The 16,765-nt window shown below is 68.4% G+C and carries 14 protein-coding genes; 12 read left to right on the forward strand and 2 right to left on the reverse strand.

The features are described 5' to 3' along the window. Positions 1–55: 55 nt before the first annotated feature. Positions 56–1,264: a class I SAM-dependent rRNA methyltransferase gene (locus AC1DVI_RS00765; RefSeq protein ID WP_476956393.1), complete on the reverse strand. Its 1,209-nt coding sequence runs from the start codon at positions 1,262–1,264 to the stop codon at positions 56–58. A 117-nt stretch (positions 1,265–1,381) separates the two neighbouring features. Continuing rightward, positions 1,382–1,912 carry a hypothetical protein gene (locus AC1DVI_RS00770; RefSeq protein ID WP_476956394.1) on the reverse strand — a complete coding sequence of 177 codons (531 nt, stop codon included), beginning with the start codon at positions 1,910–1,912 and terminating at the stop codon, positions 1,382–1,384. A 246-nt stretch (positions 1,913–2,158) separates the two neighbouring features. On the opposite strand from AC1DVI_RS00770, the gene ccoN reads away from it, so the two are divergent. The 12 genes from ccoN to AC1DVI_RS00830 all read left to right on the forward strand — a co-directional run bounded on the left by ccoN (position 2,159) and on the right by AC1DVI_RS00830 (position 16,730). Next, complete coding sequence (gene ccoN / locus AC1DVI_RS00775; protein WP_059398493.1) at positions 2,159–3,655, forward strand: cytochrome-c oxidase, cbb3-type subunit I; 1,497 nt, start codon at positions 2,159–2,161, stop codon at positions 3,653–3,655. A gap of 19 nt (positions 3,656–3,674) precedes the next feature. Continuing rightward, complete coding sequence (gene ccoO, locus AC1DVI_RS00780) at positions 3,675–4,415, forward strand: cytochrome-c oxidase, cbb3-type subunit II (protein WP_114861498.1); 741 nt, start codon at positions 3,675–3,677, stop codon at positions 4,413–4,415. A gap of 13 nt (positions 4,416–4,428) precedes the next feature. Next, positions 4,429–4,590, forward strand: a complete 162-nt coding sequence (locus AC1DVI_RS00785; protein ID WP_014238792.1) for a cbb3-type cytochrome c oxidase subunit 3 — start codon at positions 4,429–4,431, stop codon at positions 4,588–4,590. A 3-nt stretch (positions 4,591–4,593) separates the two neighbouring features. Next, positions 4,594–5,481: a cytochrome-c oxidase, cbb3-type subunit III gene (gene ccoP / locus AC1DVI_RS00790; protein WP_149164591.1), complete on the forward strand. Its 888-nt coding sequence runs from the start codon at positions 4,594–4,596 to the stop codon at positions 5,479–5,481. A 280-nt stretch (positions 5,482–5,761) separates the two neighbouring features. Next, positions 5,762–7,300, forward strand: coding sequence for a cytochrome c oxidase accessory protein CcoG (gene ccoG / locus AC1DVI_RS00795; protein ID WP_476956395.1), 1,539 nt, complete (start codon positions 5,762–5,764; stop codon positions 7,298–7,300). Between the two features lie 46 nt (positions 7,301–7,346). After that, positions 7,347–7,871 (forward strand): FixH family protein, encoded by a 525-nt coding sequence (locus AC1DVI_RS00800; RefSeq protein WP_476956396.1) that lies wholly within the window; start codon positions 7,347–7,349, stop codon positions 7,869–7,871. A 48-nt stretch (positions 7,872–7,919) separates the two neighbouring features. Further along, positions 7,920–10,388 carry a heavy metal translocating P-type ATPase gene (locus AC1DVI_RS00805; RefSeq protein WP_476956397.1) on the forward strand — a complete coding sequence of 823 codons (2,469 nt, stop codon included), beginning with the start codon at positions 7,920–7,922 and terminating at the stop codon, positions 10,386–10,388. Continuing rightward, on the forward strand, positions 10,342–10,479 hold the full coding sequence (gene ccoS / locus AC1DVI_RS00810) for a cbb3-type cytochrome oxidase assembly protein CcoS (protein ID WP_247889849.1): 138 nt from the start codon (positions 10,342–10,344) through the stop codon (positions 10,477–10,479). The genes AC1DVI_RS00805 and ccoS overlap by 47 nt, the downstream gene beginning before the upstream one ends. Positions 10,480–10,686: 207 nt before the next feature. Next, the gene (locus AC1DVI_RS00815; RefSeq protein ID WP_236778152.1) at positions 10,687–11,349 is read left to right on the forward strand and encodes a Crp/Fnr family transcriptional regulator; all 663 of its coding nucleotides are present in this window, start codon (positions 10,687–10,689) and stop codon (positions 11,347–11,349) included. Between the two features lie 218 nt (positions 11,350–11,567). Further along, positions 11,568–13,838 (forward strand): NADP-dependent malic enzyme, encoded by a 2,271-nt coding sequence (locus AC1DVI_RS00820; protein WP_476956398.1) that lies wholly within the window; start codon positions 11,568–11,570, stop codon positions 13,836–13,838. A 150-nt stretch (positions 13,839–13,988) separates the two neighbouring features. Next, on the forward strand, positions 13,989–15,494 hold the full coding sequence (locus tag AC1DVI_RS00825) for an ATP-binding protein (RefSeq protein ID WP_476956399.1): 1,506 nt from the start codon (positions 13,989–13,991) through the stop codon (positions 15,492–15,494). A gap of 192 nt (positions 15,495–15,686) precedes the next feature. Further along, positions 15,687–16,730 carry a PstS family phosphate ABC transporter substrate-binding protein gene (locus tag AC1DVI_RS00830; protein ID WP_476956400.1) on the forward strand — a complete coding sequence of 348 codons (1,044 nt, stop codon included), beginning with the start codon at positions 15,687–15,689 and terminating at the stop codon, positions 16,728–16,730. The last annotated feature ends 35 nt before the right edge of the window (positions 16,731–16,765 follow it).

The following is a 16,765-nucleotide window of genomic DNA, read 5'->3' on the forward strand; positions in this document are numbered from 1 at the left end:
CCGACGCTCCTTCGTGAAAATCTTCGTGCCTTCGTGTCTTTGTGGTGAAATCCACTCAGTCCAACTGCATCACGATGGCCTTGAGATAGGCCGACTCCGGCAGGTGCGGGTGCACCGGATGGTCCGGCCCGGCCCCGGCGCTGCGCAGGATGCGCCCGGTCCGCCCGGCGTCGTGCAGGCCGCGGGCGACCTGCTCGGCGAAGGTCGGCGGGTCGACGTTGTGGCTGCACGACGCGCAGAGCAGGAAGCCGCCCGGCGCCGTGATCTTCGCCGCCAGCCGCGTCATCTTGCGGTAGGCGCGGCAACCGACGGCGAGGTCCTTCTTGGCCTTCACGAAGGCCGGCGGGTCGGCGATGACCACCCCGAACGTCTCGCCCTCGGCGTTCAGCCGCTCCATCTCTTCGAAGGCGTCGGCGCGGCGCGCCTCGAAGCGGTCGGCCACGCCGTTGGCCTCGGCGGCGCGGGTGGCGTTGTCCAGCGCCCCCTGCGAGCGGTCGACCGACACCACCGACGACGCGCCCTCGACGGCGCAGAGCACGCCGAAGCCGCCGTTGTAGCTGAAGAAGTCGATGGCCCGCTTGCCCTTCGCCAGCTTGGCGATGAAGGCGCGGTTGTCGCGCTGGTCGTAGAACCAGCCGGTCTTCTGCCCGCCCAGCGGGTCGGCGAAGAAGGTGGCGCCGTTCTCCTCCAGCCGGATCGGGCCGTCGATCTCGCCCTTCACCAGCCGGCTTTCCTCGGGCAGCCCTTCCAGCGCGCGCTGGGTGCTGTCGTTGCGCAGGATGACCGCGCGCGGGGCCAGCACCTCGTCGATGGCGGCGAGGATGGCGTCGATCCGCTGGTCCATGAAGACGCTGTTGGCCTGCACCGTCACCACGTCGCCGTAGCGGTCCACGATCAGCCCCGGCAGCCCGTCGGCCTCCGCATGCACGACGCGGTAGTAGGGCCGGTCGAACAGCGCCTCGCGCATCGCCACCGCGCGCCTCAGCCGCCCGGCGAGGAAGGCGTGGTCGACCACCGTCGCCGGGTCGCCGGAGAGCATCCGCGCGGCGATCAGGGTGTGCGGGTTGAAGGTGGCGATGCCCAGCGGTTTCCCGCCGGGGTCCAGCAGGCGCACGGGGCTGCCGGGCGGGATGGCCTTGGCCGCCGTGTCCATCTGGACTTCGTTGGAATAGACCCAGGGGTGGCCGTGCAGGACGCGCCGCTGGCGGCCGGCCTGCAGATGGATCGCCCGGTATTTGACGGGGGTGGTGGGGGTGTCGGTCATGATGGCCGCATCCTAGCCGCTCGCGCCCGCCGAGCAAACGGTCACATCGCCGGAGTCGTGGGAAACGGGGGATGGAGTCGCGGGATGGGACGGGGGTCCTGACGCTTCCGGCGCGGTTTACGGGGTGCCGAGCGGGCTTTCCGCCTGCGACCGATGCGCGCGGTTGTCGTTGGCGCCGTCCATCGCCTTGCACAGCCGCAAGGTTTCCGTGCGGTGCCCGTCCTGGTGAAAGCAGGTCAGCAGGGACCCGCGCGACCCGGCCTCTCCGGCCAGCAATTCCGGCAGGGAGGTGTGGATCGCCGTGCATCCGTGGCTGCGCGCCAGACGATCCATGGAACGCAGCAAAGTCTCCGCCGGGCCGGTCATGTCGAACAGGTCGAGCACGACGAAATTCTCCACGGCCAGAACTCGGCCATGGCGAAGATGCTCCGCAATAGCGTATGAGAAAAGTCCATGGAGGTACCCCCGTGCGTTCTGCACGGTCATGATGCCGGTCGGCGCCGCGGGGGTATCAACCGGCCCGATAAGTGCTGCGGCAAATGCGCGCCATTGCTCCACCGGCAAGTCCGGGAAGATGGCCCGCACCAGCGGATAGGCCTGGTCGATCTGACGCTGACCGAGAGGTTTCGCGATGAAGCTTTCGTCCATGCCCGTCCGACCGCGTGAAGGACGGTGAACGATGGCAGGCACCGGTAAGACCGGTCGTTGACGTAGATCAATGTTGCAAGGTCCACCCCTACACATATTGGGATTATTGGAGGCAGGCGCAACCGGCGTCCGCATAAGAAGTGCATCGTATGTGAACCTGCCCCCCTCCTTAACAGTACGTACCCAGCGGTGGTGCAACCTCAGGGGAAGCGGCCCGAGCCGCCCGGGGCAAACGGGAGAGATTGAATGACATCAGCGACTCTGACGCCAGGGGCCGCCCTGGGCAGCCAGCGGGTGTCGGAAAATGTGCGTTACTACGAAGACGCCGTCCGACTCTTCGTCATCGCTGCAGTGTTCTGGGGTGTCGTCGGCTTCCTGGCCGGCGTCTTCATCGCGCTGCAGCTCGCTTTTCCGGCGCTGAATCTCGGCCTTGAGTGGACGAGCTTCGGGCGCCTGCGGCCGGTCCACACCTCGGCCGTGATCTTCGCGTTTGGCGGCAACGTCCTGTTCGCCACCTCGCTCTACTCCGTGCAGCGCACCAGCCGCCAGTTCCTGTTCGGCGGCGAGGGCCTCGCGAAGTTCGTCTTCTGGAACTACAACATCTTCATCGTCCTGGCGGCGCTCAGCTACGTGCTCGGCTACACCCAGGGCAAGGAGTATGCGGAGCCGGAGTGGATCCTCGACCTCTACCTGACGGTCATCTGGGTCCTTTACGCCATCCAGTTCGTCGGCACGGTGATGACCCGCAAGGAGTCGCACATCTACGTCGCCAACTGGTTCTTCATGGCGTTCATCCTGACCGTCGCGATCCTCCACATCGGCAACAACGTCAACGTCCCGGTGTCGCTGACCGGGATGAAGTCCTACCCGTTCGTCTCGGGCGTGCAGAGCGCCATGGTGCAGTGGTGGTACGGCCACAACGCGGTCGGCTTCTTCCTGACCGCCGGCTTCCTCGGCATCATGTACTACTTCGTTCCGAAACGCGCGGAGCGGCCGGTCTATTCGTACCGCCTGTCGATCGTGCACTTCTGGACGCTGATCTTCCTCTACATCTGGGCCGGCCCGCACCACCTGCACTACACGGCTCTGCCGGACTGGGCGCAGACGCTGGGCATGACCTTCTCGGTCATGCTGTGGATGCCGTCCTGGGGTGGCATGATCAACGGCATCATGACCCTGTCGGGTGCCTGGGACAAGCTGCGCACCGATCCGGTCCTGCGCTTCCTCGTGACGTCGGTGGCCTTCTACGGCATGTCGACCTTCGAGGGCCCGCTGATGTCGGTGAAGCCGGTCAACGCCCTGTCGCACTACACCGACTGGACGATCGGCCACGTGCACTCCGGTGCGCTCGGCTGGGTGGCCTTCATCTCCTTCGGCGCGATCTACTATCTGGTCCCGGTCCTGTGGAAGCGCTCGCAGCTCTACAGCCTGCGTTTGGTCAGCTATCACTTCTGGACCGCCACCATCGGCATCGTGCTCTACATCACCGCCATGTGGGTGTCGGGCATCATGCAGGGCCTGATGTGGCGCGCCTACGACAACCTCGGCTTCCTCCAGTACTCGTTCGTCGAGACGGTCGCGGCCATGCATCCCTTCTACGTGATCCGTGCTCTGGGCGGCGTCCTGTTCCTGGCTGGTGCCCTGATCATGGTCTACAACCTGTGGCGCACGGCCAAGGGTGACGTCCGCATCGAGAAGCCCTATGCCTCCGCCCCGCACAAGGCGGCGGTCGGTGCGGCCTGACGCCGGAGGAACTGAGAAAATGGCTGAGCAAAAAAAGGGCTTTAGTCACGACACGATCGAGCGGAACACGCTTCTGCTCATCGTTCTGATCCTGATCACCGTGTCGATCGGCGGCCTCGTCCAGATCGTCCCGCTGTTCACGATCGAGTCGACGATCGAGAAGGTGGATGGGGTCCGTCCCTACTCGCCGCTCGAACTGGCTGGCCAGAACATCTACTTCCGCGAAGGCTGCTACAACTGCCACAGCCAGCAGATCCGTCCGTTCCGCGACGAGGTGGAACGTTACGGTCACTACTCGCTGGCCGCGGAAAGCATGTACGACCATCCCTTCCAGTGGGGCTCCAAGCGCACCGGTCCGGACCTGGCCCGCGTGGGTGGCAAGTACTCCAACGACTGGCAGGTGGCCCATCTGGTCGATCCGCGCGCCGTGGTGCCGGAATCGATCATGCCGGGCTACGCCTGGATGAAGGACCGTCCGCTGAAGTACACCGACATCCAGGATCACATGAAGACCCTGCGCATCGTCGGCGTCCCCTACACGGACGAGCAGATCGCCAGCGCCAAGGCCGACCTCGAAGCGCAGAAGAACCCGGACGCCGACACGGCCGGTCTGATGAAGCGCTACCCGAAGGCCGTCGTGGCGAACTTCACGGGCAACAAGGGCGTCACCGAAATGGACGCGCTGGTGGCCTACCTGCAGGTCCTGGGCACCATGGTGGACTTCACCAAGTACCAGTCGCCCAAGCAGCTCCAGCAGTAACCGGGAGGGATCCATGGACTTGGATTCGATCACTGTCGCCCTGCGGTCCTTCTGGACCGTCTGGCTGGCCCTGCTCTTCACCGGCATCGTGGTCTACGCCATGTGGCCAGGCAACCGGGGCAAGTTCGAAGACGCCTCCCGGATCCCGCTCAAGGAAGATGGTCAGGAGTTTTAGGCCATGGCACAGAAAGAAAAGGACGCCCTTTCCGGCGTCGAGACCACCGGCCACGAGTGGGACGGCCTGCGGGAGCTGAACAACCCCCTGCCCAAATGGTGGCTGTACATCTTCTACGTCTGCATCGCGTGGTCCCTCGTCTACTACGTGCTCTACCCGGCCTGGCCGCTGGGCAAGAGCTACACGAAGGGCCTGCTCGGCTACTCGCAGCGCGAGGAGCTGGTGCAGAAGGTCGCCGACGGCAAGAAGGCTCAGGAAAAGTACCTGACGGCCATCGCGGCGACCTCCGTCGAGGACATCCAGAAGAACAAGGACCTCCTTGCCTTCGCGATGGCCGGCGGCCGCTCCTACTTCAACGAGAACTGCGCGGCCTGCCACGGCGCCGGCGGCCAGGGCGCCAAGGGCTTCCCGACGCTCGCCGACGACGTGTGGCTGTGGGGCGGCACCTCCGCCGACATCTACAAGACCATCCAGCACGGCATCCGTGCGGATGACGGCGACACCCGCGGAACGGTCGGCATCGGCATGACCGCCTTCGGCCGGGACGGCATCCTGAACCGCGAGCAGATCGGTCAGGTCGCCGAGTACGTCTTGTCACTGAACAAGCGGTCGACCGACGCCGCCGCCGCGGAAAAGGGCAAGACCGTCTATGACGAGAACTGTGCCGCCTGCCACGGCGACAGCGCCCAGGGCTCGGTCGCGGTCGGCATGGACGTCGGCGCTCCGCCGCTCGTCACGGCCAACTGGCTGTATGGCGGCGACAAGGCCACGCTGGTGGAGACCATCACGAACGGCCGCGCCGGCGTGATGCCCGCCTGGTCGAAGCGTCTGGACGACGCGACGGTCAAGTCGCTGGCCGTCTACGTCCACAACCTGGGCGGCGGCAAGTAAGCCGCCCAGCCAGGGGGAACCGCCGGGGTGGGGGACGCCCCCCTGGCGGGTCCGCCGGACTTCGGTGCCGGGGAGGCGACTCCCCGGCATTTTCTTTTTCCGGCTTGCGCTCAGGGGAAGGGGACAGCGGGCGCCGGACCCTGGGGAGGCCCCTGGAATCCTTTGATCCAGCGCAATGCCCCTGTGACGTTGTGCCGCCATAGTCCCCTCGCCACCGCCGAACCACGTCGGCATGGCCAAACCGCCCGCACGGCGGACGCCAGAAGAAGAGGGCGAGGTCATGAGCACGACCACCGAACAGCCGCCGGCCCAGACGGAACTCCAAACCGGCACGATGGCGCGGCCGGCTGCGGACGCACCCGCCGCCCCGCCGAAGGCGCCGCGGCGTGCCGCGCGCTCGATGTACCAGAAGCATTCGAAGGTCTATCCCAAGGCGGTGCACGGCACCTTCCGCCGCATCAAATGGGCGGCGCTGGCGGTTCTCCTGGCGATCTACTACGTGCTGCCCTGGGTGCGCTGGGACCGCGGGCCGAACGCGCCCGATCAGGCGGTTTTGCTCGACCTCGCCAACCGCCGCTTCTACCTGTTCTTCGTGGAACTGTGGCCGCAGCAGATCTACTACCTGACCGGCGCGCTGATCCTGGCGGCGCTGGGCCTCTTCCTGGCGACCTCGCTGGCGGGCCGCGTCTGGTGCGGCTACGCCTGCCCGCAGACGGTGTGGACCGACCTGTTCGTCTGGATCGAGCGGCTGGTCGAGGGCGACCGCGGCGAGCGCATCCGCCTCGACCAGGGCGCCTGGACCGCCCGGAAGGCCGGGCGCAAGCTTTTGAAGAACCTGATCTGGCTGCTGATCGCTCTGGCGACCGGCGGCGCCTGGATCTTCTACTTCACCGACGCTCCAACGCTGCTCGGCGAGATGCTGCGGTTCGAGGTGTCCTCCACCGCGCTCGGCTTCATCGGGCTGTTCACCGCCACGACTTATCTTCTCGCCGGCTTCGCGCGGGAGCAGGTCTGCACCTACATGTGCCCGTGGCCGCGCTTCCAGTCGGCGATGATCGACGAGGACAGCCTGATCGTCACCTACCAGGACTGGCGCGGCGAAGGCCGCAGCCTGCTGCGCAAGTCGCAGAGTTGGGAGGAGCGCGGGGCCGAGGGGCTGGGCGACTGCATCGACTGCTTCAACTGCGTCCAAGTCTGCCCCGCCGGCATCGACATCCGCGACGGGCTGCAGATGCAGTGCATCGGCTGCGGCCTGTGCATCGACGCCTGCGACGAGATCATGACCAAGGTCGGGCGCCCGATCGGCCTCATCAAATTCGACACCCAGACCAGCCAGGTGGCCGTCGCCACCGGCGGGCAGCCGGTGCCCTTCCGCCTGCTGCGCCCGCGCACGATCCTCTACACGCTGATGATGCTGGTCATCGCCGGCGGCATCGGCGTCGGGCTTCTGCTGAAGCCGGGGCTGGACATCAGCGTCCTGCGCGACCGCGCCCCGCTGTTCGTGACCCTGTCCGACGGGTCGGTGCGCAACGCCTACACCTTCAAGATCTCCAACATGACCCGCGACCCGCGCGCCTACACGCTCGCGGTTTCCGGGGTGGCGGGGGCCAGCCTGTCGGTGGCCGGCGACGGCCAGGACGAGCAGGCCGGCACCCAGCGCCTGACCGCCGATCCGGACATGGTGGCGACCTACAGAATTTTCGTGACCGCGCCGCGCACCGGTTTGCAAGGCGCCTCCCAGCCCCTTACCTTCAGGCTTGCCTCGGCCGATGGTGAGGTGGCGACCTATGACTCCGTCTTCATGGGGCCGGCCAACTGATCCCGACCGGCTCTTCGCGCTGCATTCACCAAAGGTCAAGACGACGATGACGCTGTCCACCGACGCCGGAACCCGCCGCACCCCGCCCCGCCGGACCGGCCGCCAGCCCGGCTGGTACATCCCCTGGATCTTCGTGGCCGGTTTCGCCGTCGTGATCGCGGTCAACGGCGTGATGCTGCATTTCGCCCTGTCGAGCTGGACCGGCGTCCAGACCGAACAGCATTTCATGAAGGGCCTGAAGTACAACGAGGATCTGGCCGGCGCCCGCGCCCAGGCCGAACGTGGCTGGAAGGTCGCCACCGACTTCACCAGCACCGAGGCGCAGAAGGGCATCCTGGCGCTGACGCTGCACGACAAGTACGGCAACCTGCTGAAGGACGCCGAGGTGAAGGTCGCCTTCATCCGCCCGACCAGCGAGGGCCACGACGTGCGCCTCGACCTGCCCTATTTGGGCGAGGGCCGCTTCGCCGCCCCGGTGGCGCTGCCGCTGCCCGGCCAGTGGGACCTGCGCGTGGAGATCCACCACGCCACCGGCGACTACCAGGACGAGCAGCGCCTCTTCATCAAGTAAGCGCCCAGCGCCCAAACCTACGGCAAACAAGCATACGGGTTCCGTGACATGACCGTCTGCCTCCACTGCGGGCAGGAGCATCCCGAGGGCACCGGCACCACCGCCTCCGACGGCGCCGGCCCCTTCTGCTGCACCGGCTGCGCGGCGGCCTACGATCTCGTCCGCGGGCTCGGGCTGGAACGCTATTACGAGCGGCGCTGCGTCGATCCCGCCGCCCGGCCGCTGCGCCCGGACGGCGAGGCACCGCCGCTCGACTACGCCCCCCACGCCAAGCACGCCGAGGACGGCACCGCCTCGCTGCACCTGATGGTCGACGGGCTGCAATGCGCGGCCTGCGTCTGGCTGATCGAGACGGCGCTGGCCCGCCAGCCGGGGGTGACCCACGCGCGGCTGAACATGACCACGCGCCGCCTGTCGGTGACGTGGCGCGAGGCCGAGACCGACGCCAACACGGTCGTGGACACCATCGCCCGCATCGGCTACCGCGCCGTGCCCTTCGACCCGGAACGTCTGGGCGACGCTCAAGCGAAGACGGAGAAGGAGCTTCTGCGCTCGCTGGCTGTCGCCGGCTTCGGGGCCAGCAACGTCATGCTGCTGTCGGTGTCGGTCTGGGCCGGGCACGCGACGGGTATGGGCAGCGCCACGCGCGACCTGATGCACTGGCTGTCGGCGCTGGTCTGCATGCCGGCCATCGCCTACGCCCTGCGACCCTTCGCGCGTTCGGCCTTCCAGGCGCTGCGGCGCGGGCGGACGAACATGGACGTGCCGATCACCATCGGCGTCCTGCTGGCCACCAGCATGAGCCTGTTCGAGACGATCAACAGCGGCCAGCACGCCTATTTCGACGGCGCGATGATGCTGCTGTTCTTCCTGCTGATCGGGCGCTACCTCGACCAGCGGGCGCGCGGCCGGGCGCGGTCGGCGGCGGAGCAGCTTCTCGGCCTGCACGCCACCTCGGTGACCGTGCTGAACGAGGACGGGCGCAGCGCCATCGTCCCGCCGGATCAGGTCAGGCCCGGCTCCACCGTCCTGGTGGCGGTGGGCGAGCGGGTCGCGGTCGACGGCACGGTGGCCGACGGCGTGTCCGACCTCGACACCGCCCTGATCACCGGCGAGACGGTGCCGGGCAGCGTGCGCCCCGGCGACCGCGTGTTCGCCGGCATGCTCAACCTCACCGCCCCCTTGCGCGTGACCGTCACCGCGGTGGGGGAGGGCACGCTGCTGGCCGAGATCGTCCGGCTGATGGAGGTGGCGGAGCAGGGCCGCGCCAAATACGTCGCCATCGCCGACCGCGTGTCGCGCCATTACGCCCCGGTCGTCCATGTGGCGGCGCTGGGCACCTTCCTCGGCTGGCTGCTGCTCGGCGGGCTGCCCTGGCAGGATTCGCTGATGAACGCGGTCGCCGTGCTGATCATCACCTGCCCCTGCGCGCTGGCCCTGGCCGTGCCGGTGGTGCAGGTGATCGCCAGCGGGCGGCTGATGCGGCAGGGCATCCTGCTGAAGACCGCCACGGCGCTGGAGCGGCTGGCCGTCATCGACACGGTGGTCTTCGACAAGACCGGCACGCTGACCGAGGGGCGCCCCGTCCCGCAGCTCGACGGCGTGGCCGAGGACAACCTGCGCCTCGCCGCCGCGCTCGCCGGGGCCAGCCGCCATCCGCTGGCCCGCGCCCTGACCCGCGCGCTGCCCAACGTTGCCGTCGCCACCGGCGTGCGCGAGGTCCCCGGCGCCGGCCTCGCCCTGGAAGGGCCGGAAGGCGAGATCCGGCTGGGCAGCCGCGCCTTCACCGGCGCGCCGGACGCGGCGGAGGACGCCGCCGGACCGGAGCTGTGGCTGGCCCGCCCTGGCGCGGCACCGGTCCGCATCACCTTCCTCGACGCGCCGCGCGCCGACGCCGCGGCGGTGGTGCGCGGGCTGAAGGCGCGGGGCCTGGACGTCCGTCTGCTCTCCGGCGACCGCCGCGGCGCCGTGGCCGCCGTGGCCGCGCAACTGGGCATCGAGGACTGGCGGGCCGGCCAGACGCCCGCCGACAAGACCGCCGTTCTGGACGCGCTCGCCGCCGAGGGCCGCAAGGTGCTGATGGTCGGCGACGGGCTGAACGACGCCCCGGCGCTGGCCGCGGCCAGCGTGTCGATGTCGCCGTCCACCGCGGTGGACGTCAGTCAGACCGCCGCCGACGTGGTGTTCCAGGGCCGCCGCCTGCGCCCCATCCTGGAGGCGTTCGAGGTGTCCCGCCGCTCCGGGCGGCTGGTGCGCCAGAATTTCGGCATTGCGCTGGTCTACAACCTGTTCGCGGTGCCCATTGCCATGGCGGGCATGCTGACGCCGCTGCTGGCGGCGCTGGCGATGTCCTCCTCCTCCCTGATCGTTATCGCCAACGCCCTGCGGCTCAGCCGCGGCGCGGTGACCAAGGACCTGACCGATGACCGAGCTTCTCTATCTGATCGCGATCGCGCTGAGCCTGGGGCTGATGGGCCTGGGGGCGTTCCTGTGGGCTCTCAAGTCCGGGCAGTTTGACGATCTCGACGGGGCGGCCCACCGCATCCTGTTCGACGACGAGCCGCCGCGCCCGAACGCCGAGCCGTCGACCCCGCCGAAAGGGCGCTGATCGGTCGCTCCGGCGGGCCGCTCATAAGGCATTCGTATGGCAATTCGGCCACGGCCCTTGCGAGCACCGTTGCGAAACAGACCGAATATGACGATTATGGGAGCGTTGTACGGCTAAGGGTTGGGTCATGCCATGCCACCCTTTGACATGGGGCGCGCCCGCGAAAAGGGCGCGGCGAGTGAGATGAATCCCTGTGGGGCCTGTCCCGTGCGCAGTCTGACCGTCTGCGCCGCCCTGGACCCCGAGGAACTGCGCCGTCTCGCCGACATCCTCCAGACGTCCCGCGTCGAAGCCGGACAGACCCTGTTCAGCGAGGGCGACGCCGCGGACGCGCTCTACAACGTCACCGCCGGCACCGTGAAGCTCTACAAGCTGCTGCCGGACGGGCGCCGCCAGATCACCGGCTTCCTCGTCACCGGCGACTTCCTGGGGCTGGCCGTCAACGACAGCTACGCCTACACCGCGGAAACGGTCACGGCGGCGACGCTCTGCCGCTTCCCGCGCAAGAAGATCGACGCGCTGATGGACGAGTTCCCGAAGATGCAGCGCCGGCTCTTCTCCATGGCCTCGAACGAGCTGGCGGCGGCGCAGGATCAGATGCTGCTGCTCGGCCGCAAGACGGCGAAGGAGAAGATCTGCTCCTTCCTGCTGATGCTGTCCCAGCGCGCCGCCCGGCGCGGGCACAAGGAAAACCCCGTCTACGTGCCGATGAGCCGGGCCGACATCGCCGATTACCTGGGCCTGACCACCGAGACGGTCAGCCGCACCTTCACCCAGCTGAAGACCGCCGGGGCGATCTCGCTGCAGGAAGGCAACAAGGTCCTGATCAGCGACATGGACGCCATCTACGACATGGCCGAGGGCTGCTGAGCCTCTTTCCGAACACGAAACGATTGCTTCGAGCATTGTTCGTGATCTGATATGTCGTATTCCAGCAAAAATTCGCATCTTTCGTGCGATCCTGCTCTGGCGGGACGCATCCGCGCGGGCTAACATCCGCCGCCCGACCGGCCGGAACCAGTCACAACAACGATGGCCGGCCCAAAGAAGAACGGCTGCGACAGCCTACGCTCAGGAACCGAACCCCGATGACCGAACCCGATACAAAGCGCGTCACCGACGAAGAAGCCCTTCTGCTGCACTCCTCCGGGCGTCCGGGCAAGCTGGAGATCGCGCCGACCAAGCCGCTGACGACCCAGCGCGACCTGTCGCTGGCCTATTCGCCGGGCGTGGCCGTTCCCTGCCTGCGCATCGCGGAAGACCCCAGCACGGCCTACGACTACACGGCCAAGGGCAACATCGTCGCCGTCATCTCCAACGGCACGGCGGTGCTGGGTCTGGGCGACCTCGGCGCGCTCGCCTCCAAGCCGGTGATGGAGGGCAAGGCGGTCCTCTTCAAGCGCTTCGCCGACGTGGACGGCATCGACCTGGAGGTCGATACGAAGAACGTGGACGAGTTCGTCAACTGCGTCCGCTTCCTGGGGCCGAGCTTCGGCGGCATCAATCTGGAGGACATCAAGGCGCCGGACTGCTTCATCATCGAGGAGCGCCTGCGCGAGCTTCTGGACATCCCCGTCTTCCACGACGACCAGCACGGCACCGCCATCATCGCCGCCGCCGGCCTGATCAACGCCTGCGACATCACCGGGCGGAACCTCAAGGACGTCACGATGGTGGTCAACGGCGCCGGGGCGGCGGGCATCGCCTGCGCCGAGCTGTTCACGACCATGGGCGTGCCGCGCGAGAACATCATCCTGTGCGACACCAAGGGCGTGGTCTACCGCGGCCGCACCGACGGCATGAACCAGTGGAAGTCGTCCTTCGCGGTGGATACGGACAAGCGCACGCTCCAGGAAGCGGTCGCCGGCTCCGACGTCTTCGTCGGCCTGTCGGCCAAGGGCGCGATGACGCCGGAGATGGTCAAGTCGATGGCGGCCAAGCCGATCATCTTCGCGCTGGCCAACCCCGACCCGGAGATCACCCCGGAGGAGGTGAAGGCCGTCCGCTCCGACGCCATCGTGGCGACGGGCCGCTCCGACTACCCGAACCAGGTCAACAACGTTCTGGGCTTCCCCTACCTGTTCCGCGGCGCGCTCGACGTGCGGGCCACCACCATCAACGAGGCGATGAAGGTCGCCGCCGCCAAGGCGCTGGCCGCCCTGGCGCGCGAGGACGTGCCGGACGAGGTGGACGCCGCCTACTCGGGCCGCCGCCTGCGCTACGGGCCGGAATACATCATCCCGGTGCCCTTCGACCCGCGGTTGATCGTGACGGTCCCCGCCGCGGTGGCCCAGGCCGCCATGGAAACCGGCGTGGCGCGCAAGCCCATCGTCGACCTGACGGGCTACCGGAATTCGTTGCGCACCCGTCTCGACCCCACGGCGGACAGTCTCCAGCTCATCCTGGAGAAGGTGAAGGCCAACCCGCGCCGCGTCGTCTTCGCCGAAGGCGAGGAGGAGCGGACGATCCGCGCGGCGCTCGCCTACCGCGCCGCCGGCTTCGGCACGCCGGTGCTGATCGGGCGCGAGGCGGTCATCAAGGAGCAGCTGGCGGCGATGGGCCAGTCCGGCGTCTCGCTGGAGATCCACAACGCCCGCGTCTCCGACGCCAACCGCCGCTACAGCGACTATCTGTACCGCCGGATGCAGCGCCGGGGGGCCCTGCTGCGTGACTGCCAGCGCATGGTGAACCAGGACCGCAACGTCTTCGCCGCGCTGATGGTGGCGCAGGGCGACGCCCACGCCATGGTCACCGGCCTGACCCGCACCTTCGGTGTCGCCTTCGAGGAGATCCGCCGGGTCATCGACGCCAAGGCGAACGAGCCGGTCTTCGGCCTGCACGTCTTCCTGACGCGCAACCGCACGGTGCTGATCGCCGACACCACGGTGCATGTCCGCCCGGACGGCCGGACGCTGGCCGACATCGCCATCGGCGCCGCGGCCAAGGCGCGCCAGATGGGGCACGAGCCGCGGGTGGCGCTGCTGTCCTTCTCCAACTTCGGCCAGCACCCGCACCCCCACACCGACCCGCTGCGCGAGGCCATCGCCATCCTCGACAGCCGCCGCGTCGATTTCGAGTATGACGGGGAGATGTCGGCGGACGTGGCGCTGGACTACCAGCTGATGAAGCGGGTCTACCCCTTCTGCCGGCTGTCCGGCCCGGCCAACGTGCTGATCATGCCCGGCCTGCATTCGGCCAACATCACGGCGAAGCTGCTCAACAAGATGGCCGGCGGCCAGATGATCGGCCCGCTGCTGATCGGCTTGGACAAGCCGGCGCAGATCGTCACCATGGGCGCCTCGGTCAACGATCTGGTCACCGCGGCGGCACTGGCGGCCCACGACTCGCTGCCCTGGTGAGCGAAGGGCGCTGTCTTCGAACGACGCGCGGGCCGGGCATTTCCCCGGCCGGCGCGTTAATCTTTTGTGACGCCCGCTCACCGGCTAGCGGGATGGTGTACAAGCGGAGTTCCGTTCCGACAACCGTCCGACGCACGGAAAGCGCCGATCATGATTCCCAAGCCGATGCCGCCCCTCCGGTTGATCCTCGCCGCCGCGCTGGTGCTGGCGCCGCTGCTGCCGGCTCTGTGGTGGCTGTGGCGGCAGGGGGCGATCGGACCGCTGGTGGCGGTTCTGGGCGGGCTGGCCGGGATCGGCGGGGTGGCGCTGATGCTCCAGCTCTATGTCCGCGACCTGCGGACGGTGGCCGCTCACGCCGCGCAGCTCGCCGCCGGCCCGACGGAGCCGGTCCCCGCGTTGCCCGTCACCGCGTCCGGTCCGGTGCGGGCGGCGGCGGCGGCGGCGGTGCGGCTGCACCGGGTCATGAACGCCCGCACCGAACTGGCGCTGGCCCAGCTCGAAGCCAACGAATCGATCATCGAGGCGCTGCACGACCCGCTGGTCCTGGTCGGGGCGGAGCGGCAGGTGGCGCGGGCCAACCAGGCGGCGCGCGCCCTGTTCGGCGACCGCATCCTCGACCGTGACCTCGCCGCCTCGCTGCGCAACCCGGCGGTGCTGGAGGCGGTGGACGCGGTGCTGAAGGGCGGCGCCTCGCGCATCCTCGAATTCAGCCTGCCGGTGCCGGTGGAGCGCATGTTCGAGGTGCGGGTGAAGCCCTTCCAGCGGCGGGTTCCCCGACCGGTGCCCGGCGAGGACGGGGCGCCCGCCGGAACCGTTCCGGGGCGGATGGTCATCCTGACGCTGCACGACATCACCGCGCTGCGCCGGTCGGAGCAGATGCGCGCCGACTTCATCGCCAACGCCAGCCACGAGCTGCGCACGCCGCTGTCCTCCCTGCTCGGCTTCATCGAGACGCTGCGCGGCCCCGCCCGCGAGGATCTGGAGGCGCACGAGCGCTTCCTGTCGATCATGCAGGACCAGGCCAGCCGCATGGCCCGCCTCGTCAACGACCTGCTGTCGCTGTCGCGGATCGAGCTGGACGAGCACATGCCGCCTGCCGGAAAGGTCGATGTGCTGGACCGGCTGGACGGGGTGATGGCGGCGCTGGAGCTGAAGGCGGCCAGCCGCCGCATCCGCCTGACGCTGGAGGCGCCGGACGGCCTGCCCGCGGTGGTCGGCGACGAGGACCAGCTCACCCAGGTCTTCCAGAACCTCGTCAGCAACGCGATCAAATACACGCGCGAGAACACCGACGTGACCGTCGCCGTGTCGCTCGCCGACGGCGTGGCGGTCGGGGTGTCCGGCCCGGCGGGCCGCGGCGGGCGGGGGATGCCGATGGTCGCCGTCGCCGTGCGCGACCAGGGGGAGGGCATCGCCCGCACCCATCTGCCGCGCCTGACCGAACGCTTCTACCGGGTCGACGCCGCGCGGTCGCGGGCGATGGGCGGCACCGGGCTGGGGCTGGCCATCGTCAAGCACATCGTGAACCGCCACCGCGGCCGCCTGACCATCGAAAGCGCGGTCGGGGTGGGCAGCACCTTCACGGTCTATCTGCCGGCGGCGTCGGAGGAGTCGGGAGAGGGCCGCGCCGCGGAGCCCGCGCGGCGCCAAGCGTAGAGGTTGCGTCTACCCCGTCCGGCGTGACCGAAAGTGGGCGTCGTCACGAAACTGTCATAAATCCGTAATCAGCGCGTCGCGGACCCCGACTAGTGTCCGCCCCGCAAGCCGCCCATCCCTGGGGGAGGCGGCACGGGGTTGGACCATCGCGTTCCCCGGTAAAGAGACATCCGGACCATCGGAGGGATCACCGTGAATTCCAAGAAGCTCGCCGTCACCGCCGCTGCGGTCGTCGCCATGACCGCCGCCTTCGCGGGTGCTGCGAACGCCCAGTCGCGCGACCAGATCCGCGCCGCCGGCTCCTCGACCGTGTTCCCGTTCACCACGGCGGTTGCCGAGGCCTTCGGCAAGGGCGGCAAGTTCAAGACCCCGGTCGTCGAGTCGACCGGCACCGGCGGCGGCCTGAAGCTGTTCTGCGCGGGCGTCGGCCCGCAGCACCCGGACGTCGCCAACGCCTCGCGCCGCATCAAGAAGTCCGAGGTCGAGCAGTGCGCCGCCAACGGCGTCGCCCAGATCACCGAGTTGAAGATCGGCTACGACGGCATCGCGCTGGCCTATTCCAAGCAGGCCCCGCACACCGACCTGACCACCCAGGTCCTGTGGAAGGCCCTGGCCAAGGACGTGCCGGTGGACGGCAAGATGGTCGCCAACCCCTACAAGAAGTGGTCGGACATCGACCCGAAGCTCCCGAACAAGGAGATCGAGGTTCTCGGCCCGCCCCCGACGTCCGGCACCCGTGACAGCTTTAACGAGCTGGTGATGCTCGAAGGCTGCAAGAAGGTGGCCGAGGTGAAGACCGCCATCGCCGACGAGAAGGCCCGCGAGAAGGCCTGCCTGTCGATCCGCGAGGACGGCGGCTACGTCGAGGCCGGCGAGAACGACAACCTGATCGTCCAGAAGCTGACCGCCAACCCCGACGCCTTCGGCGTGTTCGGCTACAGCTTCTTCGACCAAAATCGCGACAAGCTGCAGACCGCCAAGATGGACGGTGTCGAGCTGACCCCGGAGACCGTCGCGTCGGGCAAGTACGAGGTTGCCCGCTCGATGTACGTCTACGTGAAGAACGCCCATGTCGGCGTCATCCCGGGCATCCGCGAGTTCATCGCCGAGTACACCTCGGAGCGCGCGATGGGCGAGGACGGCTATCTGGCCGACAAGGGTCTGATTTCCCTGCCGAAGGCGGAGCGCGACGCCGCCCGCACCTCGGCGACCAACCTGACCCCGCTCCAGCTCTGACCGGCTGACGGCACCGGCGGCTCTCCTCGGAGGGC

The sequence above is a fragment of the Azospirillum sp. P4_B5 genome, assembly GCF_056402275.1.

What these genes read in the sequence shown, in the direction of transcription:
- AC1DVI_RS00765 (WP_476956393.1), bottom strand. Translation starts at nt 1,264, where the DNA reads ATGACCGACACCCCCACCACCCCCGTCAAATACCGGGCGATCCATCTG.
- AC1DVI_RS00770 (WP_476956394.1), bottom strand. Translation starts at nt 1,912, where the DNA reads ATGGACGAAAGCTTCATCGCGAAACCTCTCGGTCAGCGTCAGATCGAC.
- ccoN (WP_059398493.1), top strand. Translation starts at nt 2,159, where the DNA reads ATGACATCAGCGACTCTGACGCCAGGGGCCGCCCTGGGCAGCCAGCGG.
- ccoO (WP_114861498.1), top strand. Translation starts at nt 3,675, where the DNA reads ATGGCTGAGCAAAAAAAGGGCTTTAGTCACGACACGATCGAGCGGAAC.
- AC1DVI_RS00785 (WP_014238792.1), top strand. Translation starts at nt 4,429, where the DNA reads ATGGACTTGGATTCGATCACTGTCGCCCTGCGGTCCTTCTGGACCGTC.
- ccoP (WP_149164591.1), top strand. Translation starts at nt 4,594, where the DNA reads ATGGCACAGAAAGAAAAGGACGCCCTTTCCGGCGTCGAGACCACCGGC.
- ccoG (WP_476956395.1), top strand. Translation starts at nt 5,762, where the DNA reads ATGAGCACGACCACCGAACAGCCGCCGGCCCAGACGGAACTCCAAACC.
- AC1DVI_RS00800 (WP_476956396.1), top strand. Translation starts at nt 7,347, where the DNA reads ATGACGCTGTCCACCGACGCCGGAACCCGCCGCACCCCGCCCCGCCGG.
- AC1DVI_RS00805 (WP_476956397.1), top strand. Translation starts at nt 7,920, where the DNA reads ATGACCGTCTGCCTCCACTGCGGGCAGGAGCATCCCGAGGGCACCGGC.
- ccoS (WP_247889849.1), top strand. Translation starts at nt 10,342, where the DNA reads ATGGGCCTGGGGGCGTTCCTGTGGGCTCTCAAGTCCGGGCAGTTTGAC.
- AC1DVI_RS00820 (WP_476956398.1), top strand. Translation starts at nt 11,568, where the DNA reads ATGACCGAACCCGATACAAAGCGCGTCACCGACGAAGAAGCCCTTCTG.
- AC1DVI_RS00825 (WP_476956399.1), top strand. Translation starts at nt 13,989, where the DNA reads ATGATTCCCAAGCCGATGCCGCCCCTCCGGTTGATCCTCGCCGCCGCG.